The organism is Campylobacter volucris, assembly GCF_008245045.1.
In the GTDB taxonomy this organism is placed as follows: Bacteria; Campylobacterota; Campylobacteria; order Campylobacterales; family Campylobacteraceae; genus Campylobacter_D; species Campylobacter_D volucris.
On record NZ_CP043428.1, the window covers coordinates 1,426,165 to 1,442,623 of the forward strand.

Annotated in this window: 17 protein-coding genes and 1 tRNA gene; 10 read left to right on the top strand and 8 right to left on the bottom strand. The window is 30.1% G+C overall.

Annotated features, from left to right (window positions below; translation table 11 throughout):
- Window positions 1-7: 7 nt before the first annotated feature.
- Genes CVOLT_RS07385 through tig form a run of 6 tightly spaced genes read right to left on the bottom strand, consistent with a single transcriptional unit; the run spans window position 8 to window position 5,678 of the window.
- A complete protein-coding gene (locus CVOLT_RS07385; RefSeq protein ID WP_039666126.1) occupies window positions 8-685 on the bottom strand; it encodes an NYN domain-containing protein in 678 nt (225 codons plus the stop codon).
- Between the two features lie 9 nt (window positions 686-694).
- On the bottom strand, window positions 695-2,203 hold the full coding sequence (locus tag CVOLT_RS07390) for a YifB family Mg chelatase-like AAA ATPase (protein ID WP_039666127.1): 1,509 nt from the start codon (window positions 2,201-2,203) through the stop codon (window positions 695-697).
- Window positions 2,200-2,721, bottom strand: coding sequence for a peptide deformylase (gene def, locus CVOLT_RS07395; RefSeq protein WP_039666128.1), 522 nt, complete (start codon window positions 2,719-2,721; stop codon window positions 2,200-2,202). Before def ends, CVOLT_RS07390 begins: the two co-directional genes overlap by 4 nt.
- A 3-nt stretch (window positions 2,722-2,724) precedes the next feature.
- Complete coding sequence (locus CVOLT_RS07400) at window positions 2,725-3,759, bottom strand: GGDEF domain-containing protein (RefSeq protein WP_039666129.1); 1,035 nt, start codon at window positions 3,757-3,759, stop codon at window positions 2,725-2,727.
- Between the two features lie 9 nt (window positions 3,760-3,768).
- Entirely contained in the window at window positions 3,769-4,359 is a 591-nt protein-coding gene (clpP, locus tag CVOLT_RS07405; protein WP_039666130.1) for an ATP-dependent Clp endopeptidase proteolytic subunit ClpP, read from the bottom strand.
- Window positions 4,359-5,678: a trigger factor gene (tig, locus tag CVOLT_RS07410; protein WP_039666131.1), complete on the bottom strand. Its 1,320-nt coding sequence runs from the start codon at window positions 5,676-5,678 to the stop codon at window positions 4,359-4,361. The genes clpP and tig overlap by 1 nt, the downstream gene beginning before the upstream one ends.
- Before the next feature lie 110 nt (window positions 5,679-5,788).
- On the opposite strand from tig, the gene folE reads away from it, so the two are divergent.
- The 10 genes from folE (at window position 5,789) to CVOLT_RS07460 (ending at window position 14,500) form a co-directional block, all read left to right on the top strand.
- Entirely contained in the window at window positions 5,789-6,361 is a 573-nt protein-coding gene (folE, locus tag CVOLT_RS07415) for a GTP cyclohydrolase I FolE (RefSeq protein ID WP_039666132.1), read from the top strand.
- Window positions 6,362-7,669, top strand: a complete 1,308-nt coding sequence (gene fliI / locus CVOLT_RS07420) for a flagellar protein export ATPase FliI (RefSeq protein ID WP_039666133.1) — start codon at window positions 6,362-6,364, stop codon at window positions 7,667-7,669.
- 64 nt (window positions 7,670-7,733) lie between these two features.
- Window positions 7,734-8,222: a hypothetical protein gene (locus tag CVOLT_RS07425; RefSeq protein ID WP_039666134.1), complete on the top strand. Its 489-nt coding sequence runs from the start codon at window positions 7,734-7,736 to the stop codon at window positions 8,220-8,222.
- 54 nt (window positions 8,223-8,276) lie between these two features.
- Window positions 8,277-8,456, top strand: a complete 180-nt coding sequence (locus CVOLT_RS07430; protein WP_039666135.1) for a putative motility protein — start codon at window positions 8,277-8,279, stop codon at window positions 8,454-8,456.
- A gap of 78 nt (window positions 8,457-8,534) precedes the next feature.
- Complete coding sequence (locus CVOLT_RS07435) at window positions 8,535-9,689, top strand: Cj0814-related protein (protein ID WP_039666136.1); 1,155 nt, start codon at window positions 8,535-8,537, stop codon at window positions 9,687-9,689.
- A 128-nt stretch (window positions 9,690-9,817) separates the two neighbouring features.
- Window positions 9,818-10,996 (top strand): NifS family cysteine desulfurase, encoded by a 1,179-nt coding sequence (locus tag CVOLT_RS07440; RefSeq protein WP_039666137.1) that lies wholly within the window; start codon window positions 9,818-9,820, stop codon window positions 10,994-10,996.
- Window positions 10,997-11,006: 10 nt separating this feature from the next.
- Entirely contained in the window at window positions 11,007-11,978 is a 972-nt protein-coding gene (locus CVOLT_RS07445; protein WP_039666138.1) for a Fe-S cluster assembly scaffold protein IscU, read from the top strand.
- Window positions 11,979-12,062: 84 nt separating this feature from the next.
- The gene (nhaA, locus tag CVOLT_RS07450; RefSeq protein ID WP_039666139.1) at window positions 12,063-13,226 is read left to right on the top strand and encodes a Na+/H+ antiporter NhaA; all 1,164 of its coding nucleotides are present in this window, start codon (window positions 12,063-12,065) and stop codon (window positions 13,224-13,226) included.
- Window positions 13,223-14,377, top strand: coding sequence for a Na+/H+ antiporter NhaA (nhaA, locus tag CVOLT_RS07455; RefSeq protein WP_052243197.1), 1,155 nt, complete (start codon window positions 13,223-13,225; stop codon window positions 14,375-14,377). Before nhaA (CVOLT_RS07450) ends, nhaA (CVOLT_RS07455) begins: the two co-directional genes overlap by 4 nt.
- Before the next feature lie 48 nt (window positions 14,378-14,425).
- A tRNA-Glu gene (locus tag CVOLT_RS07460) sits at window positions 14,426-14,500 on the top strand.
- 226 nt (window positions 14,501-14,726) lie between these two features.
- On the opposite strand, the gene CVOLT_RS07465 is transcribed toward CVOLT_RS07460, so the two are convergent.
- Together CVOLT_RS07465 and CVOLT_RS07470 are read right to left on the bottom strand one after the other, a co-directional pair.
- Window positions 14,727-15,347 (bottom strand): trimeric intracellular cation channel family protein, encoded by a 621-nt coding sequence (locus CVOLT_RS07465; protein ID WP_039666140.1) that lies wholly within the window; start codon window positions 15,345-15,347, stop codon window positions 14,727-14,729.
- A gap of 29 nt (window positions 15,348-15,376) precedes the next feature.
- Window positions 15,377-16,420: a Cj0069 family protein gene (locus CVOLT_RS07470; protein ID WP_039666141.1), complete on the bottom strand. Its 1,044-nt coding sequence runs from the start codon at window positions 16,418-16,420 to the stop codon at window positions 15,377-15,379.
- Between the last annotated feature and the right edge of the window lie 39 nt (window positions 16,421-16,459).

The window sequence follows — 16,459 nt, forward strand, 5'->3', positions numbered from 1 at the left end:
TGATCCTTTAGACTTTTTCTAAAAAATAAATATTTTTTTCATTAGCTTCTTTAAACTGCTTCATTTTTGGCAAGAATTCTTTAACCAAGGCTCTAAAATTTTTAAAACCAAAATTTTGCGGGGTGAAATTAGCGTGTTTTCTGTTCATATTAGTTCTTATTTGGGCATATTCAGCGCGACCTTTTTCTTCTATGAGAACTTCTGTGATATTGATTAAATCTTTAATGTATTCTTTAATGATCATATTGCTTTTATACTCATCTTGATCAAGATAAAAAAATTCATTAAAAGAATTCACATAGGATTTTACAGCTTGTTTTAAACCCATACCTATAACTTGTTTTTTATTTTCTTTAAGCTTTTGTATCAAGCTAGTATAATCGCTATCGCTTGATACTATCACAAAAATATCAATATCTTTTTCATAAAACACACTCATAATTTCTGTGATTAAATACATATCACTTGAATTTTTATTGGCTATAAAATTAAATTGTTGCATAGCGATGATAGAATATTGTGCGATTTGATCTTTCCAATTTTGTATATTTTTTTGAGTCCAATCCCCATAAATTCTTTTTATAACAATCTCACCATAATCAGAAGCTATATCAAAAATTGATTTTGCATATTTTGAAGGAATATTTTCTGCATCAATAAAAATAGCCACACTTTTATTTTCCATACTTTTCTCCTATATACTTCTCATCCTAAAACTTAAAGCTTTTAGCAAATGGCTTTTTAAAATGTATTTTTCTTGCTCTAAATCTGCAATAGTTCTTGCAACTTTTAAAGTTTTGTCGATACCTCTTTGGGAAAAACCATATGAATTTATAGCTTTGTTTAAAATTTCTTGAGCATTTTTATCTAAAATGCAATACTTTTTAACTTGTTCTTCGTTTAATTTAGCATTAAATTCATCTTGATTTCTTTGTTTTTGAAACAAAAATCCTTCAAAAACCTTTTGACTCATTTGTTTAGAACTTAAACTAGAGGTATCTTCATATGAAATTTCATCCATGGCAACATAAAGATCGATTCTATCGAGTATAGGAGAAGATATTTTATTTTTATATTTTTTAATCTCACTTTCAGAACATCTACAAGCTTGATGTTTTGAAAACAAATTCCCACAAGGACAAGGATTTTGCGCGCATACAAATAAAAATTTAGTCTCATAGACGACTTTATTATTTACTCTAGAAATTAAAATTTTATAATCTTCCAAAGGCTCTCTTAAACTTTCTATAATTTGTCTTGAAAAATGTGGAAATTCATCAAAAAACAATACTCCACCATTTGCTAATGCCACTTCTCCTATTTTTGCACTTTTAGTTCCACCACCAAAAATACTTGCTTTAGTGCTTGTATGATGAGGACTTCTAAAAATTCTACTTGCACTAAAATCATCATCTAAAGAATTTAAGGATTTATAGGCATTTTGAGATAACACTTCTTTTAAACTTTGAGGTGGCATAATGTATGCAATTCTTTTAGCGCACATACTCTTACCACAACCTGGACTACCTTCAAATAAAATATTATGCATTCCAAGCGCAGCCACCATACAAGCAAATTTAGCATTTTCTTGGCCTTTGATATCTTTAAAATCATGGATAAAATTTTCATTTTTAATGTATTTTTGACCATTAATTTCTAAAGCATTCAAAAATAAAGGATGAGCATTGCAAATTCTATAAGCTTGGTAATTTTTTTCCTTAAAAAAATCTACCGCTTGGTTTAAATTTTCTAAAGCATAAATTTCTAAATTGGGTATCATAGAAGCTTTTAGTGCGATATTTTTTGGCACCACAACTTTTGCATATTCAAGCTTTGAACTCAAAAAAAGCAAAAGCGAGAACATACTAGCAGTGCTTTTAATGCTCCCATCTAACCCAAGCTCTCCAAATACAAAAAAATCATCTAAATTTTCTTTTTGAAATAAAATCAAAATAGCAATAGCCAAATCAAAATGAGATCCATTTTTAGGTATATCTGAAGGACTTAAATTGATAGTGATTTTTTGTGCTGGGAAAGTAAAATTTTGACTTAATAATGTTGCCTTAACTCTTTCTGTGCTTTCTTTTATGGCACAATTTGGCAAACCTACTATATTAAAACCTGGCAAACCTCTTGTGAAAGTTGATTCTACATCTATGATATCAAGCTCTGTAGAAAAACTCGCACATTTTAGTTTTTTCATTTGATTTTTTTAGTTTTTTTCTTAAATTCTTTATCAAATTTTTTGCGTTTTAAAAAAGAAAGTTTTTCTATAAATAAATGCCCATCAAGATGATCTACTTCATGCTGAATAGCCACTGCTAAAAAATCATGTGCTATTAAAGTCTGTGCTTTTCCAAAGCGATCTTGGTAATCAAGTTTTATATTTTTATAACGCATTACATCTTCATAATACCCTGGTATGCTTAAACATCCTTCATTACAAGATATTTTTTCATCATCTAAAGGAGTAATGATAGGATTTATAATTTCTATAAGCGTTTGTTTGTCTTTTTGTTCGCCTTCTTCATCTCCAATATCTACTAACAAAGCCCTCAAAGGCACATCAACTTGTATGGCAGCTAAGCCCACGCCTTTATTTGCTATCATTGTTTCATACATATCATCTAATAATACATGCAAATTTTCATCAAATTTTTCAACTTTTTGTGATTGTAAAAATAATCTTGGATTTGGATAAGTGATGATTTCTCTTAGCATAATTTATCTTTCTATCACCACAAAAGATTCTAAATCTTTACCAGTATTTTTTAAAGCATCAATGCATTTATTTACTAAATCTTGGCTTTTGCTATCTTTATTTACCACGCCAATTACAAGTTCAGCATTAATTTGAATTTCTTTATCTGCTAAGAAGAAATTTGAATTTTCTAATGATTCTAAAAATTTATTACTTAGCTCTTGTGCTTTTTCTAAATTAGTATGCGACATTAAAGCTACAAAAATATTATTACCGCAATGAGCTATCAAATCACTTGAAGAAATATTTTTAGCAAGTATCTTACATACGCTTTTTAAAAATGCAATTTTTTCTTTTTGAGTACATGCTTGTTCTAAGGTTTCATCTTTAACTTTAAAAAACAATAAAGTAGTATGATAGCTGTATTTTAAATTGCTCTCTATGCTTTTTTCTAAGGTTTCTAAAAAATATCGTTTATTATAAACTCCAAATTTACAATCAAAATCGCTTTGTTCTTCTAGATGCTTATAAATTTGCCTTACTTCATCAAAATTTTCTTTAATTTCATCAGAATATCGATCTAAAATATTTGAAAATCTTAAAATATCACCTTCTAAAGCATGGACAACATTAGAAACTGCTAAATTTCCTGTACTTACAGCAAGTTCTGAATTTCTTTTTTTAATCATATCTTTCATGGTTTCAAGGTGTTTGTATATCATTGCTATATACTGAACTAAAGCCGAAGTTGAGCTAAAACTTTTTTTAATATCTTGCTCGATATTTGCGCGTTTTACGCCTTCATCATTTTGCTCAAATTCTGTAATTTCGGTAATTTTTTTCTTAAATGCCAAAGGACGATCATTTAACATTTTCTGAAAATACACCCCGTAATTTGTAGGAGTTGGAGGTACATTATCTTTAACAAGTTCAGACAAAATAGATTTTGCAAATTTTTCAAATTCACCGCCGCTAATTTTTTGGATCTTTGGTGCTTCTTTTGTAGAAGCTGAATCCATATTTAAGTCTAACTCAGCAAATAAATCATCATCTAGCATTGCTATTTCCTATTTAAAACTTTTCTCTAAAACCTTATCGATTAAACCATATTCTTTTGCTTCAGCTGCACTCATAAAAAAGTCTCTATCTGTATCTTTTTCGATTTTAGAAAGTTTTTGCTTAGTGTTTTTAGCCAAAATATCATTTAAAATTGATTTTAATCTCAAAATTTCTTTAGCTTGAATTTCTATATCCGTTGCTTGACCCCTTGCTCCACCTAATGGTTGGTGTATCATTATTCTAGAATTTGGTAAAGCAAAACGCTTTCCTGGTGTTCCACAACTTAACAAAAAAGCTCCCATAGAAGCAGCTTGACCTATACAAATAGTGCATACATCAGGCTTTATATAGTTCATAGTATCATATATACTAAATCCACTTGTTACAACCCCACCTGGTGAATTGATATAAAGATAGATATCTTTTTGTGGATCTTCTGCTTCTAAAAATAAAAATTGCGCAACAATAGAAGCAGCAAGATCATCATGTATCTCGCCACTTAGCATAATAATTCTATCTTTTAATAATCTTGAGTATATATCATAGCTTCTTTCGCCTCTGCTTGTTTTTTCAACTACATAAGGGATATAAGAACTCATTATTTTTCACTTTCTTTGTCAGTTTTTTTCTTATCATTTTTTTTAAAAATATCAGCAAAAAGCTTTTCTTCTATCAAAGCCATTTTAATCGCAGGTAAAGCACCTTGTTTTTTATAATTATCCAAATGTTCTTGAGGATTAAAACCATATCTATAAGCTTCAAAATACACTGCCTGTATAAGCTCTTGATCACTTACTTGGATATTTCTAATTTTTGCCAATTCATCAATGATAAAAGTGAGTTTTACACTTTTTTGAGCATCTTCTTTAAAACTTTCTCTTTTTTCTTTATATTTTGTTTCATCTTTAAATTCTTTTAATTCTTCCTCACTAAGATTTCTTAAAGAATTTCTAAATTGCATATCTGTTTCTTGCTCTACTATGTTTTGTGGTAAAGTAAAATCATATTTATTTACTAAAGCTTCTGCAAATTGATTTTTTAATTCATCATTGATTAATTTAAAAAGTTTTTCATTTTTTATTTGCTCTTTAATTTTAGCATCAAGTTTTTCAGTGCTTAAGTCTTTTTCACCTGGAAGTAAGCTTTTTAAAATTTCTTCATTGATTTCTGGTATTTTAAGTTCTTGAATTTCATGAATTTTTACTTTAAATACCGCATCTTTTCCTGCTAAATGAGCTGCGCCGTATTCTTTTGGAAAAGTAACATTAATATCTTTTTCCTCACCCTTTTTAAGACCTATCATACCATCTTCAAAACCTGGTATAAATTGTTTTGATCCAATCTCTAGCACATAATTTTGAGCTTTGCCTCCATCAAAAGCCTTGCCATCAACAAAACCTTCAAAGTCAAATTTAACAAAATCTCCTTCTTTTATAGCTCTATCTTCTTTTATAGCTTCAGGAGTTGCAAATCTTTTTAAAAGCTCTTCTTTTTTAGCATCAATTTCTTTTTGAGTTACTTTTGGAGTATTATAAGTTGGGATTAATTCTTCATAACCTTCAATTTTTACTTCTGGTTTAAAAGATAAAACCATAGTAGCATCAATACCACCATCTTTTCTCTCAAATTTTTCAAAATATGGCTCACCTACTAAATCTTTTGCGTCTTTTTTGATTTCTTTTAAAGCACTATCTACAGCATTTCTTAAAAGATCTTGCTCTGCATCTTTTGTAAGTTCTTTTTCGTATCTTTTAAGCACCGCAGCTACAGGAACTTTTCCTGCTCTAAAACCATCCATTTTAACGCTTTTAGATGCTTTTTTAGCTAATTTCTCAATCTCAGCTTTAATAGCTTCTTGAGTAATTTTTATAGTAGCATTTGCATTTGCAAAATCAAGTAATTTTGCTGTAACTTCCATAATATTTTTCCTCTTCATAAAATAAATTTTTGACAATATACCAAAATTTTCCTTATCACTATCATATAAAAATAAAAATATGTTAAAATTTTCATTTTTATGGAGAAAAAATGCAAGAAAAATTTGAAAATTCAGTAAAAAATATGTTAGAAATTATAGGTGAAAATCCTCAAAGAGAAGGCCTTTTAAAAACTCCTACTAGAGTATTTAAAGCTTTTGAATTTTTAACAAGTGGTTATAAACAAGATCCTAAAAAAATTTTAAATGATGCTTTGTTTGAAAGCTCAAATAATGAAATGGTTTTAGTAAGAGATATAGAATTTTATAGTCTTTGTGAGCATCATTTGCTGCCTTTTTTTGGAAGAGTGCATGTAGCTTATATACCTGATAAAAAAGTAGTTGGTCTTTCTAAAATTCCCCGTCTTGTAGAAGTGTTTGCAAGACGCTTGCAAATTCAAGAACAGCTCACTGAACAAATCGCAGAATCTTTAATGGAGCATGTCGGTGCAAAAGGAGTAGGAGTAGTCATAGAAGCAAGGCATATGTGTGTTGAAATGCGCGGAGTTCAAAAGGCAAATTCTACTACTAGCACTTCAGCTTTAAGAGGAAGTTTTTTAAAAAGCGAAAAAACTAGACGAGAGTTTTTTTCTTTGATAAATTCATCTAAGCAGGTAAGATTTTAAATGGGTTTAGAAAAACTTAGAAGCAAAATTTCTTCACAAAATCTTTCTAGTGTTTTTGGACAAATTACTAAAATTTCAAGCACTAGTATAGAAATTAATGGTTTAAAAACTAGCATAGGCGATATCATAAAAATAGTATCTAGCGAAGATGAAAGCAAAGAAGCTATGGCTATGGTTGTAGAAGTAGATGAAAATTTAAGCTATTTAAGTCCATTTGGCTTTGTTGAAGGATTTAAAATAGGAGATCGTGCATTTATAAATGATGCAGGGATGCAAATAGGTGTAAGCGATGCGTTATTAGGACGCGTAGTAGATCCTTTTATGCACCCAAAAGATGGTAAAGGACCTATAGAAGCAAGTAAATTTATGCCTATTATGCGAGCTCCAATAGATGCTATGAAAAGAGGTTTGATAGAAGAGGTTTTTCCAGTTGGAGTTAAGACTATAGATGCGCTTTTAACTTGTGGAGTGGGACAAAAGCTTGGAATTTTTGCAGGTAGTGGGGTTGGAAAATCAACCTTAATGGGTATGATAGTAAAAAATTCCAAAGCTCCTATAAAAGTTATAGCTTTAATAGGCGAACGCGGCAGAGAAATCCCTGAATTTATACAAAAAAATTTAGGTGGGAAGCTTGATGATACTGTTATCATAGTAGCTACAAGTGATGATAGTGCATTGATGAGAAAATATGGTGCATTTTGTGCTATGAGTGTGGCTGAATATTTTAAAGAGCAAGGTAAGGATGTGCTTTTTATAATGGATAGCGTAACGCGTTTTGCTATGGCTCAAAGAGAAATAGGACTTGCTTTAGGTGAACCTCCAACTACAAAAGGATACCCACCTAGCGTTTTAAGTCTTTTACCTCAACTAATGGAGCGAGCCGGTAAAGAAGAAGGTAAAGGAACTATAACAGCTTTTTTTACAGTGCTTGTAGATGGTGATGATATGAGCGATCCAATAGCTGATCAAAGCAGATCTATACTTGATGGGCACATAGTTTTAAGCAGAGAACTTACTGATTTTGGAATTTATCCTCCTATAAATATACAAAATTCAGCCTCAAGAGTTATGGGGGATATAATCACTCCTGAACATAAAATGAGTGCTAGAAGATTTAAACGCTTGAATTCTTTGTTAAAAGAAAATGAAGTTTTATTAAGAATTGGAGCTTATCAAAAAGGTAGCGATAAAGAACTTGATCAAGCCATAGCTAAAAAAGATTTTATGCAACAATTTCTTAGTCAAAATCCTGAAGAAAGTTTTGAATTTGAAGATACCATTAATATGCTAAAAATGATTGATTCTTGATTATTTGGAATGATTCTTGCTTAATATTTCAGATATTAAAAAGTCATGAATAAAAGGATGAATCATGTCAAATACAGCTATATTAGATTTTCAAACCAATTTAGCTTTAAATTATATAGATATTTGTCAAAACATATTTGAAAGAGAAATTTATACTCAAATGTTTCTTGAATGCATTAGTTTTGAACTTACTGAATCTAAAGCTAAATTAAAATATATGAAAATCATCACATCAAATGATGATTTTATAGTAGAATTTAAAATTAACAACCAAAAAAGATCATTTATTCTTAACGATAAAAGAATGATCAATGAAGAATTCAGAGCCCATAGACTAACCCAAGAAGAATATCAAAAAGAAATTGCAAGATTTTATCAAATAGAAAGATATCTCAAATCTCAAAATAATCTTGAAAATTTTTCTCAAGAACTTTTTGCTCATATGAAAAATTTATTTAAAAATATGGATGAATTTAAAAATTACATCGATATTTTAGAAGAAAAAGAAGCAACTCACAACAATTATCTTTCAAAAATTTACAATATCGCTTAATATTAACAAAACTTTGCCGATAATACTTATGAATCCAAACAAAAGGAGTAAGTTATGGGCGAAGTTACTAACAATCAGGCAAGCTTAATGCTTAACATTGCAACTACTGTGATGAAAAAAACTATAGAAGCAAACGAAAATGCTGTAATGCAAGTACTCGAAGGCGTAAATGCAAACACTGCTCCAACTACTACTCCTACTAATAGTTCAGGATCGCTTGACATTTACGCTTAATCTTTTCTCTTCAATTTAAAAATATTGGCATAGCTTTTGCTTAATTTAAGTTAAGCAATATTTTTAAAGAGAAGAGTTATGTTTATTAGTTCAAATATCAATCCGTATCAAAATTTTGCAAATTCTTCCTTTGCAAAGTTAGAAAATTTAGAACCTAAAAAAGATACCGCCAACAATGTCGCTCAAAATGATTTTACAAAATCTAAAGAAAATTTTGACAATGATTATAAAATAACCTATGCAAGTGAATTTGGCTTTAGGATAGACGAAAAAGGATTTTTTGAAAAAGACTTAAATAAAAGCGCAAAGATTCCTCTTGATTATGATATAAATATCAAAAGTATTAGAGAAATTTCAAAACAATTAACCAAATTAGATGAAAATTTAAACTACAATAAAATTGATTTGCCAAAACTTTTAAATTCATACCATAACACCTTAAAAACCATTAATCCCGAATTTGAAAATAATGATAATTCTTTTCTTAACAAAAGCACTATTTTGAGCTTAAATCAAGGATACAGCTATGATTATGATGGAAAAATTTTAAAAGTATATGAAAATTCCAAAGAACTTCAAGAGGCAAAAGATGCTAATAAAAATTTAAACACCCTAATGCTTGATAATAAAATTGGAGATTTTGCTTTCAATTCTAGCGTCGAAAATACTTCAAATAATCCTATAATCAAACCTTATTTAAGTAAAAACGGAGAAGTTACAAAAAGTGGGTTATTATTAAATTATATTTATAATGATGTAAAAAGTCAAAATGAACAAAAAGCAAATTTTTTCATGTCTCCTATAGAGCTTGATTTTTCCTCTAATGTAAAATTTCAAAAATTAATGAGAGGTGAGCTAGATCCAAAAGATTTCATCGATGAAAACAATAAAGAAAAAATGAGCTTTGATTTATATCTTTACATAAATGGAGTGGATAAAAACACTACTTCAGAAGATAAACTTTCTGTATTTTTTCAACAATACATCAACTATCAACACAGTATCAATATGGAAGAATTTGCAAATTCTAGTTCTATATATAGCCTTTATGTGGAACAAACTCAAAATAGTTTTGAAAAACTCAAAAATGACTTCAATCATAAAAGCGATCATATCGATCTTGAAAAAATAAACTCCCAAAAAGCGTTTTTAGATACTCAGTTTTTAGAAAATAGAAAAAGACAAGCTAATATCAATAAAATTTTACACTCTTATTTGAATGCAATGGCTTAACTTGTGTTAAAATATCAACCATATTTTACACAAGCTAAAAACTTACCTAAAGTTTAAAGTTAAATTTAATATTTTAGTGTATATTACAAAAAAAGATAAAAATTATCCTAATTAAAAGGAGTAAAATTTTGAAAGTATATTTGGATAATAATGCAACAACACAATTAGCTCCAGAAGCATATGAGCTTATGAAACCTTTTTTTGAAGAAAATTATGGAAATCCAAATAGTCTTCATCAATGGGGCAGTGCAACACACCCTGCTTTAAAAGAGGCTATGGATAAACTTTATACTGGACTTGGAGCAAGTGATTTAGATGATATTATCATCACATCCTGTGCCACTGAGAGTATAAATTGGGTATTAAAAGGTGTATATTTTGATCAAATTTTAAACAAAAATAAAAATGAAATAATCATTTCAAGCGTCGAGCATCCTGCCGTAGCTGCAACAGCTATGTTTTTGAAAAATTTAGGTGTTAAGGTTATAGAGCTTGGAGTTGATCATGAAGGAATCCCAAGCGTACAAGATCTAAAAAATGCAATTTCAGACAAAACAGCTCTTGTAAGCATAATGTGGGCAAATAATGAAACAGGAATGATTTTTCCTATAGAAGAAATGGCTCAAGTTGCTCATGAACATGGAGCATTGTTTCACACAGATGCTACTCAAGCAGTGGGTAAAATAAAAGTAAATTTGACAAAAGCTGGGGTTGATTTTGCCTCATTTTCTGCACATAAATTCCATGGACCAAAAGGAGTTGGAGGATTATTTATAAAAAAAGGTTTAGAACTTACTCCTTTATTGCATGGTGGAGAGCATATGGGAGGAAGAAGAAGTGGAACTTTAAATGTTGCTTATATTATTGCTATGGCAGAAGCTTTAAGAATAGCAAACAATATGCTTGATTTTGAAAATTCCCATATTAGAAGATTAAGAGATAAATTGGAAGATTTAATTTTAACTATACCTGATACTAGCGTGGTAGGAGATAGATCAAGAAGAGTACCAAATACTATTTTAGCTAGTATAAAAGGTGTTGAAGGAGAAGCTATGCTTTGGGATTTAAATAAAAATGGCATAGCAGCAAGCACTGGTTCAGCCTGTGCTAGTGAAGCACTTGAAAGCAATCCTATCATGGAAGCAATTGGCGCAGAAAATGATTTAGCTCATACTGCTTTAAGACTTTCTTTGTCAAGATTTAACACAGAAGAAGAAATCGATTATGCAGCTGATCAAATAAAAAAAGCAACACAAAGATTAAGACAAATTTCAAGCACTTATGCTTATAAGCCACAAAATAATTAAAGGATAAAAAATGGCAAAAAATAATTTAATTGGTGGATCAATTTGGGATGAATACTCAAATAAAGTTCAAGATAGAATGAATAATCCAAGACATATGGGTGAATTTACAGAAGATGATGCAAAACAAGCAAATGCAAAATTAATCGTAGCTGATTTTGGAGCTGAAAGTTGTGGTGATGCTGTTAGACTTTATTGGCTTGTAGATGAAAAAACGGATAAAATTATAGATGCTAAATTTAAAAGCTTTGGTTGTGGAACAGCTATAGCAAGTAGCGACACCATGGCTGAACTTTGCATAGGAAAAACAGTAGATGAAGCCGTTAAAATCACAAATTTAGATGTAGAATTTGCGATGAGAGATAATCCTGAAACTCCAGCAGTTCCACCTCAAAAAATGCATTGTTCTGTTATGGCTTATGATGTTATAAAACAAGCTGCAGCTCAATACAAAGGAGTTAATCCTGAAGATTTTGAAGATCAAATCATAGTTTGTGAGTGTGCTAGAGTAAGTCTTGGAACAATAAAAGAAGTTATAAAATTAAATGATTTAAAAAGTGTAGAAGAAATCACTCAATATACAAAAGCAGGAGCTTTTTGTAAATCCTGTGTAAAAGCTGGTGGTCACGAAAAAAGAGAATATTATCTAGTAGATATATTAGCCCAAACTCGTGCTGAGATGGATAAAGAAAAATTAAAAGAGCAAAGCAAAGGCGATCTTTCTTTTGATGAAATGACCACGGTTGGACAATTAAAAGCCGTAGAAGCTGTTTTAGATAGCGATGTGCGTCCTATGTTACATGGTGATGGTGGGGATTTAGAAGTAATTGATATTCAAAAAAGCGATAATAAAAATATAGATATATATATTCGTTATTTAGGAGCTTGCAGTGGTTGCTCAAGCGGAAGTGGTGCGACTTTATATGCTATTGAAAACATCTTACAAGAAGAACTTAGCCCAAATATACGCGTTATTCCAGTTTAAGTAGTTTTCTACTTAAACTTTTTATACAAAAATAAACCTTTTATGATAAAATATTTATTTAATCTATATTAAAAGGTTATTTTTATGCAAAGACTTCAAAATCTTATAAAAAGCGAAACTTTTCCTGGAGTTTTATTAATATTTTTTACAGTACTTGCTCTGATTTTACAAAATAGTTCATTAACTAATCAATATACAGATTTTTTAAATATTCCTTTTGGATTTCAAGCTGGAAGTTTAGAAATTTTCAAACCCTTATTGTTATGGATAAATGATGGTTTGATTGCGATTTTTTTCTTTGCAATTGGACTTGAATTAAAATATGAAGTTACAAGAGGACAATTAAACAGCATAAAAGCCATGTCTTTACCTGTATTTGCAGCACTAGGAGGGATGATAGTTCCAGCTTTAATTTTTGCATTTTTTAATTATAAAGATCCTTTTGCTTTACAAGGTTGGGCTATACCAACTGCGACTGATATAGCTTTTGCAATTGGAATTTTAATGCTTTTAGGAAAAAAAGTACCTATTGCTTTAAAATTATTTTTGCTTTCTTTGGCTATATTTGATGATTTGGGTGCTATTATAGTAATAGCGTTGTTTTACACAAGCGAACTTTCAGTGGTTGCAATGATCATAGCTTTAATTTGTATGTTAGCACTTTATATCTTAAATCATTTTCATGTGACTAAAAAATCTTTTTATATTATCGTAGCTATTATTTTTTGGATTAGTATGTTAAAAAGCGGAGTTCATGCTACTTTAGCAGGAGTTATCACTGCATTATTTATACCATTAGACACTAAAGATGGAAAATCTTTTTTAAAAGAAATAGAACATGATTTAGCACCTTGGGTAAGTTATTTTATACTTCCTATTTTTGCTTTTGCAAATGCTGGGGTAGATTTAAAAAATATGGATCCTAGTTTTATGTTTTCTTCTGTTAGTTTAGGAATCATACTAGGACTTTTTGTTGGAAAACAAATAGGGGTATTTTTATTTTCTTACATTAGCATCAAGTTAGGTCTTGCAAAACTTCCACAAAATGTAAATTTCAAACAACTTTATGGAGTGTGTATCCTAACGGGCATTGGTTTTACTATGAGCTTTTTTATCGATGGTTTAGCTTATCAAAATAGCGATATTTTTGCATATTCTGATAAGCTAGCTATCTTAATAGCATCATTTTTAAGCGCGGCGATAGGATATCTTTACTTAAAAATTATTTATCGTTCTTCAAAAACATGAACATAAAAAGATATTTTAATTTTATATCCATAGAAATTCTAGGAGGATTGTTGCTATTAGGTGCGACAATCTTTGCTTTGATATTAAAAAATAGTTCATATGGTGATAGCTATATGGAATTTCTTAGTGTCGAGATGGGTTTAAAGATAGGAAATTGGGAGCTTTTTAAACCTTCATTACTATGGATAAATGATGGTTTGATTGCGATTTTTTTCTTTGCAATTGGACTTGAATTAAAAAAAGAATTCACACAAGGAGAATTTAAAACTCTTAGTAATATCACACTACCACTCATAGCTGCTATAGGTGGTATAGTAGTTCCTGCTTTAATATTTTATGTTATAAATTTTAACGACCCTTATGTTTTAAGAGGATGGGCTATACCTACTGCTACCGATACTGCTTTTGCGCTAGTAATACTAGCTATGTTAAAACAACGCATTCCAAGCTCATTAAAAGTATTTTTAGTCTCACTTGCAATTTTTGACGATGTAGGAGCTATTTTAATCATAGCCATTTTTTATACTAATGAACTTTCTGCTTTAGCTTTTTTTGTAGCATTTTGTTGCATATTAGGCCTATTTATTTTAAATCGTCTAGGAAATGAAAGAAAATCTTTTTACTATATACTTGGCACCCTACTTTGGCTTAGTGTTTTAAAAAGTGGAGTTCATGCTACTTTAGCAGGTATTATAACTGCTTTGTTTATACCTGTTTATACTAAAAACAATCATCCTTTGCTAGAAGAAATCGAACATGGACTTAAATTCTGGATAGCTTTTGTTATTTTGCCATTATTTGCCTTTGCAAATGCTGGAGTTGATCTTTCTAAAATCGAATCGCATATGCTTTTTAGCGGTGTTAGTGTGGGAATTTTTCTAGGTCTTTTTGTTGGAAAACAACTTGGAGTATTTGGCTTTGCTTATATGGCGATTAAATTTAAATTAGCAAAATTACCAAAAGAAGCCAATTTTAAACAACTTTATGGAGTGTGCATTCTAACAGGCATTGGCTTTACTATGAGCTTTTTTATCGATGCGCTTGCATATGAAGTGAGTGATATTTTTAATTTTGTGGATAATTTTGCGATTTTACTTGCCTCACTAGCTTCTGGTATATTTGGTTATTTTTATTTGCGTTTTATCAAATAATTAATTTTTTTTTAAATTAAATTCAGATATAATTGCATTTTTAAATTTGGCCCATTCGTCTAGCGGTTAGGACATCGCCCTTTCACGGCGGTAACACGAGTTCGAGTCTCGTATGGGTCACCACTTTTTAACTTCTAAATGACTTCATAGCAAAAAGATTTAGAGCGAAATTTGCGTTGAAAATTACAAATAATCTATCTAATTAAATGTAAAAATGATTTAAAAAGATAATAAATCTCACTTACCCCAGAGATTGTAAGATTTTATAAAAAATATGATGGAATTTATTAAAAATATTTATGGATAATAAAGCTTACTCTTTAAAAGTTTATAAAATAAAAATTTAGCTTTATTTGTTCTCGCTATCTTTAAAAGAAAATATAGGCAAGCTTAAACCATAATATATCGCCAAAAGTCTTGCTATAGTTCCTACAATCAACGAAGCAAGAATAACCCATAACTCATCAATACCTAAAGTATATAATGTATAATACAAAGCTCCTGTTAGTATAGCCACGCCTGCATAAATTTCTTTTTGAAAAACCAAAGGAATTCTAGCACATAAAATATCTCTTAATATTCCTCCAAAAACCCCGGTAATCACAGCAGCGCTCACAGCTATTATAAAGCCATATCCCATTTGTATTGCAATTTGTGCTCCCAAAACACTAAAAACTACTAAACCTATAGCATCTAGCACTAAAAAAAGTTTTTCAAGTCTAATTACATATTTTGAAATTTTTGTTGTAATCATAGCTGCTATGCAAATTAAAATCACATATTCAGGAGTTTTCACCCAAGTTAAAGGATAATGATCAAGCAAAATATCCCTTATAGAACCCCCACCAATTGCAGTTACCAAAGCTATGAAAATCACACCAAAAAGATCCATCTTATGACGCCCAGCAGCAATAGCTCCAGTCATCGCATCAACGGTGATACCTATAATGTAGAGTATGGTTAAAAGCATGGCAGAAAGACCCTTGTAAAAACAAGGGCTTAGTTATTACTTACGATGTTAATGATATTTTGAGCAACTTTTTTAGCAATAGGCTCAACAAATTCAGCAGGAGAAGTAAATCCTACACAAGAGCAATTAATCTCACCTAAAACATATTTATCTTTACCATTTTCATCTGTGTCTAAAATAAAATCTGCTGTCCAAATCAAAGGTATATCGTAATTTCCAAGTTTTGAACGAATTTCTGGCAAGGTTGCTAAAAACCAATCAACCAATTCTTGCCAATCTTTTGGCTCATCGTATCTATATTTTGCACCTGAAAAAAGTGTAGCAGAAAATGCATCAGCACCTTCAGCAGGTTTTTTATGCACTACATAAATTGGAGTATGATAAAGCATTAAAATTCTAATTTCGCCTTCTTTGATACGAGGTAAAAAAGTCATATCTACAAGCATTCCATTATCACCAACTATATATTGCTCACAAAAATCCATAAATTCACCAAGCTCTCTTTCTTCTGTATGATTATCTTTAGCTTCTGTGCATTTGATTTTTGCATTTAAAGGCACACTTGTAGCTCCCGCCGGCAATTCATCTATCAATCTCACACGCCAAATACCCTCACCAGTTGAACCACGATTTTGTTTTAAAACTCTCTCACCTTTTGCTAAAGTCTTAACAAAACTTTCTTTAAAAGTTTTGATATCATAGTATGCATAAGTATCTTCAGGTACTAAAGCAGTTTTATTTAGCTTAGTTAAAGCATCTTTAGCACCATAACCAATCATCGCATCAGGATGAGGCATACCTATAACACCATTAGCACAAAGCTTTCTTAGCATGTCAAAATATTCATTTTCTTCTTTTAAATTTCCTGGATTAATCCTAGAAACATAAGCATCAGCATTATTTTTTACATATTCATAAATTTCATCTTTTTTTTCAACTTCAAAAAAGATAACCTCAGCATTCCATCCTTGCTCTTTTAAAGCATTTACCATAGGCATAGTATCTTTTCTATGTCCATCTTCGCCTTTGTCGCTTCCGCCTCTAACTTCAAAAAAAACAATATTTTTTTTCATACTAGTTCCTTTTTATAAAATGTAATAAAATAATAACCA